Genomic DNA, 13,730 nt, shown 5'->3' with positions numbered 1-13,730 from the left:
TGGTGTATATGGTCAGCCAAAAATGGACAGATGCGGGTCAAAAGAAAAGAGACGGTTTTAACCGCTTTGCCCACGCTGAAAAATATGACTTTTCCGTCGGTTCAGCATTGATAGCTGTTTTAGTTTTTGCCGGTCGGCCAAGATTTGGTCTTGATGGTCCAGTAAGCATCAGCGGGACGTACGTTAGTCTGATAACATACGTGGTCGCGGATCAGCCGCTAAACTACTGGCTTTCAGAGCGACCTGTACAGCTCGCGCTGCATCCGTGGCCTGCATACCCGGACACCGTTCCCACGCCAAAATTTAGCGGGAGTAGTCATCCAGCATTGTCGAACGATAATACCACCCCCAATGCCTGCTCTTAAAGTAGGTAAAGGGGGGAGTAAATAGTGGTGCTGAGCCCTACTCGTCGACCGCTTTCGTCGACCGACGGTTCGCCCTGCCATCCTTCGAGGCCAATGCGAATCTTTACTTCAGGGGTGTATTGGCGTCGGATCTGTCGTTGAATGTCTTTAATAATAGCTAGATCTGGTTTGGGCTCAGGGGAAGATGCCTGAGCCTTTTTGGAATGGTTAGGATAGGTCTTTTGGGCTGAATTAGAGATAATTAAGGTGATTTGGGTGAAACACTTTACTGAATTGTCTCTGCCCCTTTTCACCCCTTTTGTCCACTTTTACTTGACGACGTACACCTACTGCTTATTGCCAAACAAAATGGTTGCGCCTATCTGTGGCTGGCTAATTCGTTCTTTAGTAGGCACAAATAATAAGCTGTAACTAGCTTCAAGTCGAACCGCTGGAAACAAAGCAAAATTTACTCCTGGGGTAAATAAAAGGGCTTGGTTAACCGTGGGGTTTATAGTTGGCTTGCCAAATTGGTAAGCGAGTGTTGCAAATGGAGACAGACGACTAGCCGTAAATTGATACTTAATCAAGGGGCCTCCACTAAACATATTCTTCGAAGAAAGCTCTCCTAACCATTCTTTCATTAAAGAACCCGCTAGCCCAATCATTATTCGATTTGCGACGTAGTATCCAGCTTGAATTTGCGTAACACTTCGGTTATTGACTAAACTACCTCGACTATACCCATAAGTAATCGTGATTTGCTCAGTACCTTTTCTAAACGCTGTTCGCGGGTTGCCTGAGTCAATGACTTGTTGGGCAATTATTTGTAGTGGTAGTAATACAAAAAGAAAGCTTATTGAGCAGGTGTGTAGGATAGTTTTCATCCGAAAGAGAAGCTATTTTTCCAACAACGCATGTTCTTCTAATTCAGTATATAAGATGGAATACTTCCAACTTATTTTTGTTGTAAAAGTGGCTATATGTTAAGCTGTCAAAATACAGTAATGGCTATTGCGTAAAACTTGGCGCTGTACTTTTATGACTGTCTACATAGTCAATAAGAGCGTGGAGTTCGTTTTCGGTAAGAGAAGGGAAACCAGGCATTAAGACAGGAGTAAATGCTTTGACCATATGGTTAGCATATACATCACCTGAATTAAGCACTGTGGAGGGGTTTCTAATCCACTTTAAGAGCCAAGCTCGATCAGGCACCCGCTCAGATACGCCCAGTAAGCCAGGACCAACAACGCGAGTATCTGATATTTGATGACAGGCTTCGCAATTGGCCGTGAAAAGCAGCTTACCCTTTTTTAAGGCAGGCGTTAAACTGGCATCCGATTTTACAGTTTGGATAGGGTAATCTATAGTCTGTGACTCAACGGGGGTTACTGGCTTACTCATTAAACTCAAACAGATCAATCCGCTTAAGAGTAAAACTATGCATAGGCTAACTAGCCCAATTAGCCACCTTAAAGCATCAATAAGCGAACTAATATGTGAAGAAGTCATCATAATATAAAAGCTACGCTCATCTGTTGTATAATCTCAATTATATTAAATAGTATTATTTCGATCAGTTCCTTTACAGATAAAAACCAAGAAGGTACTTGTCGAAAAGCCTAGCAGGACGTATCTGAACGGTCCATCAACAAATGCCAATAGTAAAGCGGCCAGAGCTAGTAATAAGAACAATCGATCCTTCTTCATCAGCTGGTCTTAGCTGACGGGGACGGAGATATCAAACTAATCTGAAAAATAAGCGGTCATATTATCCAAATTTCAAAAAAACAGGCCACTCCTCAAACAAATGATTCTAGCCTTAGTTTATAAAGTGTATTTCGCTCGAAGTAGACATACATGCACTTAAAACGCAGCCGTATGCCTGCACATAGAGTGAAACCAGAAGCCAGGTGACTTTCGCGTCGTCTGGCTTTCTTTTTATCCTCTTACAAAAGTCCTATATCTTCCTTTTATACTATAAATTCAAAAATCAGCTGCTCGATTCCTTAGAATAAGTCAATTTTTTAGATATACCATTTATCGCCATTTTTAGGCGGTTTATCACTTGAATTTGACGCCTGACCAGTTCTTCGTTGCCAGATGGGTACGTTACCCATTATTTTTGTAACACATTCACAAACAACAAAAACGATGAACACTAAATTAATGCACATCAACCGCCCGGCTCGGCCCCGCATCATTGAAGTCGGTGGCCCTCTAGTAGGTCTGCGTGGTCGGACCATCTACCGGATGCGGGCTCGCTAAGCGAGCTTTTCCCGAAGCGGTAAGCTCCCCAGTGTGGGAGCTTTTTTTATGGCCAATCGTCGGCGTCGGGATTCGTAAACACTTATCTCTTTTCATCTTTTCACCTAATACGTAGAGCTTATATAAATCGATACTGTACAAATCAACGTTACTAAAGCAAAGTATAAAGCTTACGAACACAGGGCTTCAGATGAAAGGGGTCAGCCAACGATTCACTCGTAAAATCGATGTATTGTTTCAAACTAGCAGCCTTCTGCTTGTCCTCATCTGCCTGCTTTTAGATCCGATACTAGCCAGTGCCCAGCTGACCAGCCGAATCGATTGCTACGTCCCCCTGGCTAAAGACAGTACCGAATGTAAATTGGTCATCAAGCGCCCTGAGAGCAAGCCTATTATTCACTCGACAATGGTATTGGATGGCCACGCCATTTTCGTGGTTACCGTCGCTGAGCCATGTCCGGCCTACATATGGATCGAGAATCGAAAACAGGATGTGAACCTGTTCATTGACACGGCCGATATACGTATCACGTTCAATGACCATCTAACATCACCGCCCCAAATTACAGGTTCATTAGATTCTAAACTTTGGACTCAGCAAGATAGCTTGTTGAGTCAGCTTTTAGAAAGCCATACCGAGTTAAGAAGTCAGTTTCGGTTTAGTTCAGCGTGGCCCAAAGATTCCATTTCAGGCAACTCGATTCCTAACGACATGGAGCGAATGGAGCAACTGGAGGATTCATTACATAATGAATATGCAGCTAAACTAGCTAATTTGATTGCTACCCACCCCAAGGCCAGTTCAAGCTGGTATCTGTACAGTTCTCGTTTTCTAACTCTCCCTTATCAGATACGTAATGAGTTATTTGCCAAACTATCTTCCTTTCAGAAGTATGCTTCTTACCAAAAAATCCAGCGGGGTTTAGCAGCCAACCAGGTAGGGCACAAAGCGTCGGATTTTGAGCTACCAATTTTGACAGGAAAGCGGCTAAGATTAGCGGACATTAAGGCGAAGTACATACTATTGGATTTCTCCAGCAGCTACGTACCTTCCAACAAACGCCGACACGGGGCACTCCAAAAACTCTATGAACGCTATCACTCGCTAGGGTTCGATATCATCACCATCTCACGGGAATTTGATAGTCAGACGTCCAGAGCTGCTTTACTGAAGGAGAAATTACCCTGGCCCGTATTTATCGATCTGGAAGATGAAAACGGAGTGCACGCTACGTACCAGGTTGGGCGGCTTCCAACCGCCGTCTTATTGAACAGCAGTAAAAAGATCGTAGCTCAGGATATTCAAATCCGTGACTTAGAGGAGAAATTGGGTAAGTTACTGGCTCAATAAAAGACGTACTGATTTTTAAAATCTTACTTACAGTTTAAATCGATTCCCGAGCTTTCTGGGAATTTATTCGATCAAAACTGCTCCTTTACCCCGCATCAGGTACTCAGCCGATACATTCGGAAATTTCGACAGGATTTTATCAAGCGTTTCCCAGGCGGGAACAGACTGGCCTGACGTATAGCGGTACATCTGCTGTTTATTGATTTCTATTTCATTCGCAAAACCCTGCATTTTCAAGCCGAGCGCACTAACAATCGTTTTGATACGTAACGACGACACTTCACTATTCATAGATTATGTTATTTCCTGCAAAAGTAAGTAATAGCGAACGTAGCAAGAAAAAAGCTTCCAGTCGGTTGCTCCGCAGGGCCCTGGCCGGGCGTTATAGGCTGACGCAAGATTGTTGATCGTTCGGCGCTCCCCCGCTTGGCGCTCTGTGTCCCTCAACCTCTGCACGCGCGGGGGGCTTCTCACTCGCCATAAGTGAACTTGGTGCCGTTCTGTGGACGCGCTGGCCGCTGGTCGGTCGTTCCGCTTGCGTTCATCGTTCCTCCTCACTTCATCGGCTCTCCGTCTACGGCGGCCATGCGGTCGCTTCACACGTAGCAGTTAGGGCGTGGGTTGGGCGGCTGGCTTCTGGCTCCGCACCGGCTGCGCCTAAGTCAAACCAGGATCAGCCTTACCTTTCACGTAACGATTCCGGTTCATCGGCTTCTGCCGGGTCAAACGCATTGGGGTATTTTGCGAAGCGATCCGATTAACTAAAGGGACTCCTTATTGGGGGGTTGTATCCGTCCTGACCGATGGCTCATTTATAAAATACAATGCACTCGGTTGGGTCAAACTGTAAAGCGGTCTGGGCTCGGTAATCAGTATCTCATTGAATAGGGCGTTTTTCGGAGACTTAGGAATTATATCAATCCTACGTCGGTCTAGTCCCTGCCGAATAAATCGGTGAGCATGTTTAGCAGCGCTCCCAGATACACCGGTTTCACTAGATGGGGTGTGTTAGCCGAATCGTACCGCTGCTGCGGACCGCTAGGCGGCCCTGCGTAAAATCCGTCAATTGAATGACTATAACTAGCCAATAGATTGATTGACAGCCAATCCAACTCAGAAAGCCGGTTTCATAAAACAAAACCAAATTGGTCGGTGGACCTGCTTTTCGCCTTAATTAGAGCTTAAAAATCGTTAATTGATTGTGATTCAGAAAGATGTGCCTTTTTGATCCCTAACTTTTTAAAACTACTAAATCGTACAATACCGGCAATTGACGGATTTTACGGTCCGCAGCAGCGGTACGATTCGGCAGAATTACCCGTATTTCAGCCTATTAAGTTGGTACCACTTGAACACGTTCTGGCCAATCTCGCTTTACTTTCGGGTGGCTTCCAATGGCGACATCACGTGTCTGCCGGTTGCTTTAAACGTGGGCCACTGTGCCTCCCAGCGCTGTAATTGATCCGTAAATAGCTGGGCTAGTTCGATGACCTTTTTCGGATTCTGACTCGCCAGATCATGCTGTTCGCCAATGTCAGTTTTCAGATTATAGAGTTCCAGTTTCTCCTTACGATGGTCATATACTAGTTTCCAGTCGCCTTTTCGCATGGCGCTGGCCCACGAAACGAGTGGCCCTTCCTGCGGAATCCAGCGATGAGGATGGTGCCAGATCAGTGTTCGGTCATCGTTCCGGAAAGCGGCATTCGTCAGCGACGGCAGGAACGATATACCATCGAGCGATTGCTGTATCTGGGGCTTACTGATTCCGGCTATTTCAAGTATTGTCGGAAAAAAATCCTCGATAATCAGATACTGGCTGGCCACGCTGCCTGGCTTCACTACACCTGGCCAGCGTACCAGCATAGGCTCGCGAATACCGCCTTCATATACTGAGCTTTTGCCAGCCCGCAAGGGGAGATTTTGCGTATGCGCTGGCGCCGACCGTGCCGGAGATGTACTCAATCCGCCATTATCCGACATGAACAGGATTACAGTATTTTGGGTCAGTTGCCGTTCATCCAGAAACTGAAGCAAATCCCCTAAACTTTTATCCATTCCCTCCACCAGCGAAGCGTACTTTGCTTCTGTAGAATCCAGCCCCGCTTTTAGGTACTTGCCAACAAACCGTTTGTCGGCCATAATGGGCGTGTGGACGGCGTAATGGGCCATATAAAGAAAAAATGGCTCTTTGCGACGCACGGGTTCCTCTAGTGCTTTCAGGGCTTCCCGTGTAAGAGCTTCCGACAGAAACGTATCCGTACCATGATAAGCATCAAGACCGGGCACCGCATTTCGGTTGGGCTTTCCCTTTACAGGACGATCGTAGTTATCCGTTCCTAGATAGCTCGCCGGATGCCCAATCTCATTACCCGCTATGTTCACCTTGAATCCTATATTCTCAGGATTTGAACCCGGCGTTCCAGCCGAGCCGAAATGCGCTTTGCCACAATGAATGGTGTAATACTTGTGCTGATTTAATAAAGCGGGCAGCGGAGTGGCGTAAACCGTATGTTCGACCCCAGCTACCGGGCTGAGCCCGTTAATATTCCAGTTTACCGAATTTAGGGTCGTATCGCGGTAGTCGGTATTGGTATTTTTGTTGGGCGATGTCCAGTGCGAAACGCGGTGATGAGCGGGATTCATACCCGTCATCAGACTGACCCGCGTAGGGGTGCAAACGGGTGCCGCATAGGCATTGGTAAACTTCATGCCTTCCCGCGCGAGTCGTTCCATGTTCGGGGTATGATAGCGCCGATTTAGGGTGGTTGTCTGGCTCCAGAACGGGACTGAAGTATCTTGCCAGCCCATATCATCGACCATAAACACTATAATATTGGGGGAGGCTGGGAGTTTAGCTGGCTGAGCAAACGCGCAGCCCATAAAGACAATTGACCAACCTATCTGTGCAAACCAAGTGAGAACCTTATACATAGCTGCCTTCTTTATACGTCACTGTACTCCCTGGGATATTTAGCTAGTAACCCGGATTCTGTTTGAGATTCGGATTGGCATCAATTTCGGACTGTGGTAGTGGATACAACACTTGAAACGGCTGTGCATTCTTTTTCCGTTCCAAAGCACTGGCAATAAACCGATCCATGCGGATGAGGTCTTCCCGACGTTTTCCTTCGGAAAAAAACTCCCAACCTCGCTCCTTCAGCAAGTGGTCCCGCAATTTCTCTTTTGTCGTAAAATCCGTGAGTACGAGCGACTTGACACCCGCTCGTACCCGCACCTGATTGATCAGGTCAATGGATTCCTGATTAGGGCCTTGTAATTCATTGAGAGCCTCAGCCCGGCTGAGCAGAATATCGGCGTAGCGGATCACGGGAATATCGTTTCCGTTATTCTGGGAGATGGCATTTGGGTCGGGGGTGTATTTGAAACTGCGGACATCGTCGAGCGGTTTGCCGGTGGCGTCTTCGAGTAATTTTTGCTTGACTCCCTTGGTATCTGTATATTCGGTAATGAACATACGCAGCCGTCGGTCGCTGGGGTCGAAGGTTTTATAGAAAGCCGTGTAGGTTCGAAATTGTGCTCCGTAGTTGATCCAGTTGTTTTGAATCGGATAGTTTGGCGGAAAGGCGTGGGGCATATACAGATTGCCTGGCCCCTGCGCCAGACAGGGATAAATAAAAATGTATTCGTCGTTATTTTCATTCTGAACCGCAAACAGGTTTTCGATTTCTGGAAAGAGTTTATACTTCTTCAAATCAATCAGCTCTTTAGCGGTATCAGCGGCTTTTTGCCATTGTTTTGTATTGAGGTAAAACTTGGTCAGTACGGCCAGAGCCGTTCCTTTATCGGCCTGACCACGTAGCGCCTGGGTTAGTGGGAGATCTTTAGCTGCTTTGGTCAGTTCAGCCGCGACAAAATTGACAAATTCGTCATTCGTTGGTCGACTTGGTTTCAGATCATCGGTACTGGTTGTCAATACCAATGGCACTGACCCAAAATAGCGATGCAGGTGGGCAAACGCTTCGGCCCGGATAAACGTAGCTTCGGCCTTGTATTGCGCCAGACGAGCAGGGGAGATGGCTGTTACCTTGTCGATATTTTCCAGCAGTACGTTCGCGTCCCGAACGGCCCTGTACATCTGCAACCAGATGGTGTTCAGGAAACCCGATGTGGCATCCCACTGAAAATTAACAAATGGCAGGGCGTCTTTCTCAAATTGCCCGCCACTCTCGAACATAATATCGGTTGGAAATTCCGCCAATGTATACTGATCTTCCCGCATCCCGCCATTCACCTGCGATTGGCTATAGGCGCCATACAGTACCTTTTTTATGCCATCCTCATTTTGAAGCAGACTTTGCGGAGCAAATTCGGTGTATACCTGTTCAGACAAAAACTGCTTACAACTGGTAGGAATCAGACAGCCGATCGCTACTACCAGGAGACGTAACTGTTTATATATCTTGATCATGGTCAGGCAGTGTTTAGTGATTAAAAACCCAGATTTATGCCGAAACGAACAGTCCGGTTGAGCGGGTAGCTGTTATAGCTGGCCCGTCCTACGCCTGTACCCGATGCATTGGCATCCGGATCGAAGCCCAGAAACTTGGTGATGGTAAATACGTTGTCAGCCGCTACGTACACCGAAGCTAACCGGACCAGCTTAGTTGGGATGGTGTAGCCAAGTGTTACGTTCTTAAGCCGGACAAACGACGCATCGGAAACTGTCAGCGAATTGATGGCCCGTGCTCCCCCGTAAGCACTTGGATTGATACCCGACGGATATATAGCCCCCGGATTAGCCGGCGTCCAGCGATCCAGGTAATGAACGGCCAATCGATTTCGGTCGAAGTTGATTGGATAAAGCGATTCAACGATGTTGTTGTCCAGGCTGCTAACCCCCTGCACCGCCGTCAGCAGAAAACTCAGGTTCAAACCCTTGTAATTGAACGTATTGGTTAGACCAAAAAGCAGTTTAGGTAATGGGTTGCCAAGAATAACCCGGTCGTCCGGGGTAATTTTACTATCTCCATTCTGATCCACAAACCGCAGATAGCCGGGCTGGGCTGTGGGCTCCGCAGAGGCTGCAATTTCTTCTTTGGTCTGATAGATTCCATTGGTCTGGTAGCCGTAGAACGACTGGATAGGCGACCCCACGCGCGTAATAGCGTAGCTGGCCGTGTATCCCACGCTTCCCGTGAGTACCTGCGAAATAAAATCGGGAAGTTCAACAACCTCGTTCTTGAGTGTCGAAAACGTAAAATTCGACGTCCATTTCAGCGCATTAACTAAATTCCGGGTTTCCAGCGCCAGATCGATTCCCTGGTTGCGTACCTTCCCGAAATTCACCCGGATGTTCTGAAAGCCCGACGTTGTAGGTAATGGTTTTTGGAATAGCTGGTCGCGGGTGGTTTTGTTGAAATACTCAATCGAGCCGCTTACGCGCCCTTTCAGGATGCTGAAATCCAGACCCAGATCCACTTCTTCGGTGGTTTCCCATCGCAGATCGGTGTTCGGAATCCGGGCAGGCTCCAGCCCCTGAACCAAGCCGCCACCCAGAATCGCCTTGCCACCAGCCACCAGTGTTTGTAGAGTCTCGAAATTATTAATGGCCTGATTACCACTCTGTCCGTAGCTAAGTCGGAGTTTAAGGTCATTAAACAAATTGATTTTTTGAATAAACGACTCTTCCGAGAGCCGCCAGCCCAGCGCCACAGATGGAAAGAAAGCATATTTATTCTGATCCGAAAAGCGCGACGTACCATCAGCCCGAAGCGAGGCCGTTAGCAGGTATTTGTCTTTGAAGGTATAATTGAGCCGCCCTAAATAGGAATTGAGCCGGTTAGTTGAACGGCTACTGTTTACATTATCGCCCCGATCGCCATCCCCACTCTGCAGCAGATTGGTTTGCGTTACGTCCGACAGAAAACTAATAGACGAAGCACCTACACCCAGATTGTTATACTCTTCCAGCGTAGCCCCGGCTAGCACCGACAGTTGATGAACACTATTATAGGTATGGGTATACGTCGAAAATAGCTCAGTAATCCAGTGATTGTATTCGCTGGCATTAATGCTTCCGATACCTCCCGAAGAAAGCCCTTTCTGGGTAACCGTACTGTTGTAGTTATCGGTACGTCCATTGGAAATATCACCTCCCAGCCGTAAGGTCGTTGTCCAGCCTTTGATCGGCGTGTAATCGGCAGCTACAGTGCCGAATGAACGGTTTTCTACGTAGGACTGATTGACGCCGTTTAACAGAGCAAGTGGGTTTTCCAGCGATATAGTGGGATTGAAAGGGTATCGGCCGTTCGCGTCCAGTCCTGCCGGAATGGTGGGATCAAATTGAAGGGCTGCGTTGATAGGACCAGCACTTTCATTGCCTGCATTTGTCGTCAGAATGTTGGTCGTGGCCATTCGGTTAACGTTGAGGTTCAGCGTTACCTTGAGCTTATCAGATGGATTGACCTGATAATTCAGTCGGATATTATATTTCTTCAGGCCAGAATTCAACACGACGCCAGCCTGATTGAGGTAATTCAGGCCAATGTAATAATTCGATTTTTCGGCCCCGCCCGAAAACGATAGCTGATGGTTTTGTGCCAGCGCGGTGCGAAATATTTGATCCTGCCAGTCCGTACCTGCTCCAATGGCCGCTATCTGGTCGGGTGTGTACCGGGGTTTTCCGCTCTGCGCCATTGACAAATCATTAAGAACGCTGATGTACTGCGGAGTAGTCAGTAAATCCAGGCGTTTGGCTACGTTCTGAATACCTACGTAGGCGCTGTAGTTAACCTGCGAAGTTCCTTTGCTGCCTTTCTTGGTGGTGATCAATACGACGCCATTAGCCGCCCGCGAGCCATAGATGGCAGCTGCCGACGCATCTTTCAGAATCTGGATGGACTCAATATCACCAGGACTTAGCGACTCCGTGGTAGCCCCTGGCAAACCATCGACGACAATCAGGGCATCGTTGCTGCTATTGATCGACCCCGCCCCCCGGATACGAATGGCAATCCCCCCGCCCGGTGCCGAACTGGCCTGACTGATCTGCACGCCCGATGCTTTACCATTCAGCAGCTGGAGAGCCGAGTTATTAACGCCGGGTGTAAAGTCTTTCTCACTAACCGAGGCTACTGATCCGGTTAGATCGCTTTTTTTCTGGGTGCCATAGCCGACAACCACAACTTCGTTGAGCGTTTTGTCGCTAACTACCAACGTAACATTTAGGGTTGTACGGGTACCCACAACGATCTCCTGAGGAGCGTAGCCAACGAAACTAAACACAAGCGTAGCAGCCTGATTCGGTACCGATAAGGTGTATTTTCCGTTACTACCCGTTGTTGTGCCAGTCGTTGTCCCTTTCAGAACCACACTCACTCCCGGCAATACGTCTCCTTTTTCGTCGCTCACCGTACCGGAAATACTAATGGCAGCTACGGTCGGATGCTCTGCTGCCACTGCTATCTTTCGGGATACTCCTTCGGGTACTTCTGAGGTAGGTTCGGTCATTGGATCATTGCCTGATTTCTCTGGCTCGGTCAGGGTAGCCTGGCTTTTGTCTTTGCTATCCTTCGTCAGAATAACGTAGTTGTTTTTTACCTTTCTGTACTGGAGGCCAAACGGATGCAGCAAGGCCTGCAAACTGGCTTCGAGGGTTGCCTGCGAGCGGATCGTTTCGGCCGGCACCAGCAGATTCTTCAGGGCGCGATCTTCAAAAATAATGTTAACGCGGTACCGGTCTTTCAACTGTTGAATCGCATCCGTTAACCGATACGTATCGGGTTGGCCAGCAACGGTCCGCTGTGAATTACGAGCCAGTACCTGCGCCTTCAAGGGTAGCTGGGTCAGCGTCAGTAAACCCCATACGAATAGTCCAGTCACGCGGATACATCGACGAGTACGTATCAGTTTTTTCATAATTTACGATGAATGTCGTTTGTAGGTTATTGGGTTGTAATTGATCTGATTGCTACGCTACCGTTTCTGGATAGATACAAAATGAACTATCTACCCTAATGGGAAAATGTAATTTTTTAAAATAAAAATTATACTGTGAGTAGGGTTGAAAAATACTGGCCTAATGCAGTGAAAGGAAAGTGAAACGTAACGATACGAATAGATCAGCCTCGTTAATTTGTCAGGATATACACCTCTTTAGCCTGATTTAACTGGAGATTCATCATCATGGCCAATGCCTGGAGCAGATCATCTGCAGTTTCTGCCTGGAATGTTCCCGATACGGTTCGGGTCATCAGCTGCGCTTGGGGAATTTGCACGGTAACCCCAAACGTATCATGAAGTTGATTGGCTACGTCGGATAGGGGGGTATCAGCAAATACAAATTGATGGTCGTGCCAAATCACTCGGGATGGTGTTTGAGTCAAATGTTGCTGTTTCAATTGTCCACGAGCCGATACCGTTACCATATCACCCGGCGAAAGTACGACTGGTCGGGTGGTACGGGGCGTGGTTAGCTTTATACGGCCCGTTTCCAGTACGACCTGCGTGCTGTTTCGGCGGCTGTTGACGACAAATACCGTTCCCAACACCTCCACGATCGTATGATCAGGGGTTTCAACTGTAAACCGTTTACTTTCGGGCGTATGGACAATCTGAAACTCTGCTTCTCCGTCCAGCCAGACCTGCCTGATCCCACTGCTAAAACCGAATCGGGCATAGCGTACGGAGGAGTTTGTTCCCAGCAGAACTCCAGACCCATCCGGAAGGGATACCGATCGAATTTGCCGATAGCCGTTGGTGAGGGTTGTATAATACCAGAAATCAGTTGTCAGCCATACACCTGCCAGTAACGCGACTGATGCCGCCAGGCCGATTAGCCACTGTGATCGAAACCAGGTCGTTTCTTTCGTAAAGTCGTACGTTAAACTTTCTCGAGTTCGATTGGCATCGACGAGTTCTGACTGAAGGGGCGAGCGAATGAATTGGGTAAATCGTTGGCGGGCCGCTTCGCTGTCGGGGTAAAACTGCGGATGCTCGCGTTCCCATTCATCCAGATAGGTGTAATACAACAGAGTACCTTCGTCGGTCGCTAACCACGCTTCAATGGCCTGCCGTTCCAAAGGCGTTGCCTGATGGGCAAAGTAAGCGAACACAACGGCTTTGGTAGGTCCTGATTGAGAATGGCTCATGACTGTAATACTTTGCGGAAAAGACCAAGCGCTTTGGTTATATGCGCTTCCACCGTTTTAAGCGAAATATGGAGTTCGTCGGCAATCTCCTGATTTTTGCGCCCCTCAAACCGACTCAGCATAAACACCTGGCGAACGGCTGGGCTGAAGCCGTTGATAACCGCTTCAATCTGACCGCTGAGTTCATCAAACTGAATCTGTTCAGACGGCTGCGTAGTTAAACTCAGCTGCTCAGTACTTGATAATAATTCCTGCGAAACCGTATGGCCCGCTTCTCGTTGTAGATAAAGCAGGCAATTCTGACGAACGGCCCGGTATAAATAAGCCCGGTAAGAGAACGTAATACGTTCGAACAACCGTTTCTGCCAGAACATCTGGAACAGGTCAGCTACAATATCTTCGGCCAGCATTTTTGAATACACGTAACGAATGGCGTGACTACACAACGGCTCATAATATCGCCGGAAAAGCAGGTCGCACCCCTGATATGGATCGCTTTCAAAGGCTCTCCGGATCAGCAACTCATCGTCTGGACCAATCGATACGTTGGCATCATAGTCGCCTGCGTATAGCGGACGGGCAGATTGCCGTTCAGGCACAGAATTAGATGGTAGCTTACCCATAATTGATACGTGGTTTTAGATAGATACCATTTAA

The 13,730-nt window shown here is 47.8% G+C and carries 10 protein-coding genes; 2 read left to right on the top strand and 8 right to left on the bottom strand.

Annotated features, from left to right (window positions below; genetic code table 11):
- Positions 1-8 precede the first annotated feature (8 nt).
- Positions 9-365: a hypothetical protein gene (locus ACYVF1_RS13330; RefSeq protein ID WP_461079463.1), complete on the top strand. Its 357-nt coding sequence runs from the start codon at positions 9-11 to the stop codon at positions 363-365.
- Positions 366-691: 326 nt separating this feature from the next.
- Here the strand turns inward: ACYVF1_RS13330 and ACYVF1_RS13325 are convergent, their stop codons facing one another.
- Positions 692-1,231 carry a hypothetical protein gene (locus ACYVF1_RS13325; protein WP_461079461.1) on the bottom strand — a complete coding sequence of 180 codons (540 nt, stop codon included), beginning with the start codon at positions 1,229-1,231 and terminating at the stop codon, positions 692-694.
- Between the two features lie 124 nt (positions 1,232-1,355).
- Entirely contained in the window at positions 1,356-1,748 is a 393-nt protein-coding gene (locus ACYVF1_RS13320; RefSeq protein WP_461080746.1) for a c-type cytochrome, read from the bottom strand.
- Between the two features lie 1,054 nt (positions 1,749-2,802).
- Here ACYVF1_RS13320 and ACYVF1_RS13315 point away from each other — a divergent pair.
- The gene (locus ACYVF1_RS13315; protein ID WP_461079459.1) at positions 2,803-3,963 is read left to right on the top strand and encodes a redoxin domain-containing protein; all 1,161 of its coding nucleotides are present in this window, start codon (positions 2,803-2,805) and stop codon (positions 3,961-3,963) included.
- 63 nt (positions 3,964-4,026) lie between these two features.
- Here the strand turns inward: ACYVF1_RS13315 and ACYVF1_RS13310 are convergent, their stop codons facing one another.
- The 6 genes from ACYVF1_RS13310 to ACYVF1_RS13285 form a co-directional block, all read right to left on the bottom strand.
- Entirely contained in the window at positions 4,027-4,254 is a 228-nt protein-coding gene (locus ACYVF1_RS13310; protein WP_461079457.1) for a helix-turn-helix domain-containing protein, read from the bottom strand.
- A gap of 1,083 nt (positions 4,255-5,337) precedes the next feature.
- Positions 5,338-6,894 carry a sulfatase gene (locus ACYVF1_RS13305; protein WP_461079455.1) on the bottom strand — a complete coding sequence of 519 codons (1,557 nt, stop codon included), beginning with the start codon at positions 6,892-6,894 and terminating at the stop codon, positions 5,338-5,340.
- 43 nt (positions 6,895-6,937) lie between these two features.
- A complete protein-coding gene (locus ACYVF1_RS13300) occupies positions 6,938-8,392 on the bottom strand; it encodes a RagB/SusD family nutrient uptake outer membrane protein (RefSeq protein WP_461079453.1) in 1,455 nt (484 codons plus the stop codon).
- Positions 8,393-8,412: 20 nt separating this feature from the next.
- On the bottom strand, positions 8,413-11,841 hold the full coding sequence (locus ACYVF1_RS13295; RefSeq protein WP_461079451.1) for a SusC/RagA family TonB-linked outer membrane protein: 3,429 nt from the start codon (positions 11,839-11,841) through the stop codon (positions 8,413-8,415).
- A gap of 212 nt (positions 11,842-12,053) precedes the next feature.
- Positions 12,054-13,073, bottom strand: coding sequence for a FecR family protein (locus ACYVF1_RS13290; RefSeq protein ID WP_461079449.1), 1,020 nt, complete (start codon positions 13,071-13,073; stop codon positions 12,054-12,056).
- Positions 13,070-13,696: an RNA polymerase sigma-70 factor gene (locus tag ACYVF1_RS13285; RefSeq protein ID WP_461079447.1), complete on the bottom strand. Its 627-nt coding sequence runs from the start codon at positions 13,694-13,696 to the stop codon at positions 13,070-13,072. Before ACYVF1_RS13285 ends, ACYVF1_RS13290 begins: the two co-directional genes overlap by 4 nt.
- Positions 13,697-13,730 lie beyond the last annotated feature (34 nt).

This window comes from Spirosoma flavus, assembly GCF_054778555.1.
The sequence above is the reverse complement of the archived record's forward strand: the minus strand, read 5'-3'. Positions and strand labels throughout refer to the sequence as shown.